The sequence below is a fragment of the Pseudomonas brassicacearum genome (assembly GCF_003732175.1).
Taxonomy (GTDB): domain Bacteria; phylum Pseudomonadota; class Gammaproteobacteria; order Pseudomonadales; family Pseudomonadaceae; genus Aquipseudomonas; species Aquipseudomonas brassicacearum_G.
The window spans coordinates 1-3,333 of record NZ_MOBI01000043.1 but is presented as its reverse complement, the minus strand read 5'-3'; the positions used below and the strand labels follow the sequence as shown (position 1 = coordinate 3,333).

The following is a 3,333-nucleotide window of genomic DNA, read 5'->3' as shown; positions in this document are numbered from 1 at the left end:
ATCGTTCTTTAAAAATTTGGGTATGTGATAGAAAGATAGACTGAACGTTACTTTCACTGGTAACGGATCAGGCTAAGGTAAAATTTGTGAGATGCTCTTTATGAGCAAGAATCGAATTTTCGGCGAATGTCGTCTTCACAGTATAACCAGATTGCTTGGGGTTATATGGTCAAGTGAAGAAGCGCATACGGTGGATGCCTTGGCAGTCAGAGGCGATGAAAGACGTGGTAGCCTGCGAAAAGCTTCGGGGAGTCGGCAAACAGACTTTGATCCGGAGATGTCTGAATGGGGGAACCCACCTAACATAAGTTAGGTATCTTAAGCTGAATACATAGGCTTAAGAAGCGAACCAGGGGAACTGAAACATCTAAGTACCCTGAGGAAAAGAAATCAACCGAGATTCCCTTAGTAGTGGCGAGCGAACGGGGACTAGCCCTTAAGTGGCTTTGAGATTAGCGGAACGCTCTGGAAAGTGCGGCCATAGTGGGTGATAGCCCTGTACGCGAAAATCTCTTGGTCATGAAATCGAGTAGGACGGAGCACGAGAAACTTTGTCTGAATATGGGGGGACCATCCTCCAAGGCTAAATACTACTGACTGACCGATAGTGAACTAGTACCGTGAGGGAAAGGCGAAAAGAACCCCGGAGAGGGGAGTGAAATAGATCCTGAAACCGTATGCGTACAAGCAGTGGGAGCCCACTTTGTTGGGTGACTGCGTACCTTTTGTATAATGGGTCAGCGACTTATTTTCAGTGGCGAGCTTAACCGAATAGGGGAGGCGTAGCGAAAGCGAGTCTTAATAGGGCGTCTAGTCGCTGGGAATAGACCCGAAACCGGGCGATCTATCCATGGGCAGGTTGAAGGTTGGGTAACACTAACTGGAGGACCGAACCGACTACCGTTGAAAAGTTAGCGGATGACCTGTGGATCGGAGTGAAAGGCTAATCAAGCTCGGAGATAGCTGGTTCTCCTCGAAAGCTATTTAGGTAGCGCCTCATGTATCACTGTAGGGGGTAGAGCACTGTTTCGGCTAGGGGGTCATCCCGACTTACCAAACCGATGCAAACTCCGAATACCTACAAGTGCCGAGCATGGGAGACACACGGCGGGTGCTAACGTCCGTCGTGAAAAGGGAAACAACCCAGACCGTCAGCTAAGGTCCCAAAGTTATGGTTAAGTGGGAAACGATGTGGGAAGGCTTAGACAGCTAGGAGGTTGGCTTAGAAGCAGCCACCCTTTAAAGAAAGCGTAATAGCTCACTAGTCGAGTCGGCCTGCGCGGAAGATGTAACGGGGCTCAAACCATACACCGAAGCTACGGGTATCACTTAGGTGATGCGGTAGAGGAGCGTTCTGTAAGCCTGTGAAGGTGAGTTGAGAAGCTTGCTGGAGGTATCAGAAGTGCGAATGCTGACATGAGTAACGACAATGGGTGTGAAAAACACCCACGCCGAAAGACCAAGGTTTCCTGCGCAACGTTAATCGACGCAGGGTTAGTCGGTCCCTAAGGCGAGGCTGAAAAGCGTAGTCGATGGAAAACAGGTTAATATTCCTGTACTTCTGGTTATTGCGATGGAGGGACGGAGAAGGCTAGGCCAGCTTGGCGTTGGTTGTCCAAGTTTAAGGTGGTAGGCTGGAATCTTAGGTAAATCCGGGATTCCAAGGCCGAGAGCTGATGACGAGTGTTCTTTTAGAACACGAAGTGGTTGATGCCATGCTTCCAAGAAAAGCTTCTAAGCTTCAGGTAACCAGGAACCGTACCCCAAACCGACACAGGTGGTTGGGTAGAGAATACCAAGGCGCTTGAGAGAACTCGGGTGAAGGAACTAGGCAAAATGGCACCGTAACTTCGGGAGAAGGTGCGCCGGTGAGGGTGAAGGACTTGCTCCGTAAGCCCATGCCGGTCGAAGATACCAGGCCGCTGCGACTGTTTATTAAAAACACAGCACTCTGCAAACACGAAAGTGGACGTATAGGGTGTGACGCCTGCCCGGTGCCGGAAGGTTAATTGATGGGGTTAGCTAACGCGAAGCTCTTGATCGAAGCCCCGGTAAACGGCGGCCGTAACTATAACGGTCCTAAGGTAGCGAAATTCCTTGTCGGGTAAGTTCCGACCTGCACGAATGGCGTAACGATGGCGGCGCTGTCTCCACCCGAGACTCAGTGAAATTGAAATCGCTGTGAAGATGCAGTGTATCCGCGGCTAGACGGAAAGACCCCGTGAACCTTTACTATAGCTTTGCACTGGACTTTGAATTTGCTTGTGTAGGATAGGTGGGAGGCTTTGAAGCGTGGACGCCAGTTCGCGTGGAGCCAACCTTGAAATACCACCCTGGCAACTTTGAGGTTCTAACTCAGGTCCGTTATCCGGATCGAGGACAGTGTATGGTGGGTAGTTTGACTGGGGCGGTCTCCTCCTAAAGAGTAACGGAGGAGTACGAAGGTGCGCTCAGACCGGTCGGAAATCGGTCGTAGAGTATAAAGGCAAAAGCGCGCTTGACTGCGAGACAGACACGTCGAGCAGGTACGAAAGTAGGTCTTAGTGATCCGGTGGTTCTGTATGGAAGGGCCATCGCTCAACGGATAAAAGGTACTCCGGGGATAACAGGCTGATACCGCCCAAGAGTTCATATCGACGGCGGTGTTTGGCACCTCGATGTCGGCTCATCACATCCTGGGGCTGAAGCCGGTCCCAAGGGTATGGCTGTTCGCCATTTAAAGTGGTACGCGAGCTGGGTTTAGAACGTCGTGAGACAGTTCGGTCCCTATCTGCCGTGGACGTTTGAGATTTGAGAGGGGCTGCTCCTAGTACGAGAGGACCGGAGTGGACGAACCTCTGGTGTTCCGGTTGTCACGCCAGTGGCATTGCCGGGTAGCTATGTTCGGAATAGATAACCGCTGAAAGCATCTAAGCGGGAAACTAGCCTCAAGATGAGATCTCACTGGGACCTTGAGTCCCCTGAAGGGCCGTCGAAGACTACGACGTTGATAGGTTGGGTGTGTAAGCGCTGTGAGGCGTTGAGCTAACCAATACTAATTGCCCGTGAGGCTTGACCATATAACACCCAAGCAATTTGCGAACTCGAAAGAGGCCAGATTGCGGTGTGTGAAGACGAAACGAACCGAAAGTTCGAGCTGCTCACAAAACACCTGGCTATCACATACCCAATTTGCTGAAGCGAGACCAGTTGGTCACGACTCAGTACCCGAATTTCTTGACGACCATAGAGCATTGGAACCACCTGATCCCATCCCGAACTCAGCAGTGAAACGATGCATCGCCGATGGTAGTGTGGGGTTTCCCCATGTGAGAGTAGGTCATCGTCAAGATT

General features: G+C 51.1%; 2 rRNA genes. Both read left to right on the top strand.

Features of this window, described 5'->3' with window-relative positions:
- Positions 1–167 precede the first annotated feature (167 nt).
- Positions 168–3,059, top strand: a 23S ribosomal RNA gene (locus tag BK658_RS29125).
- A gap of 156 nt (positions 3,060–3,215) precedes the next feature.
- Positions 3,216–3,331 (top strand): 5S ribosomal RNA (rrf, locus tag BK658_RS29120).
- Positions 3,332–3,333 lie beyond the last annotated feature (2 nt).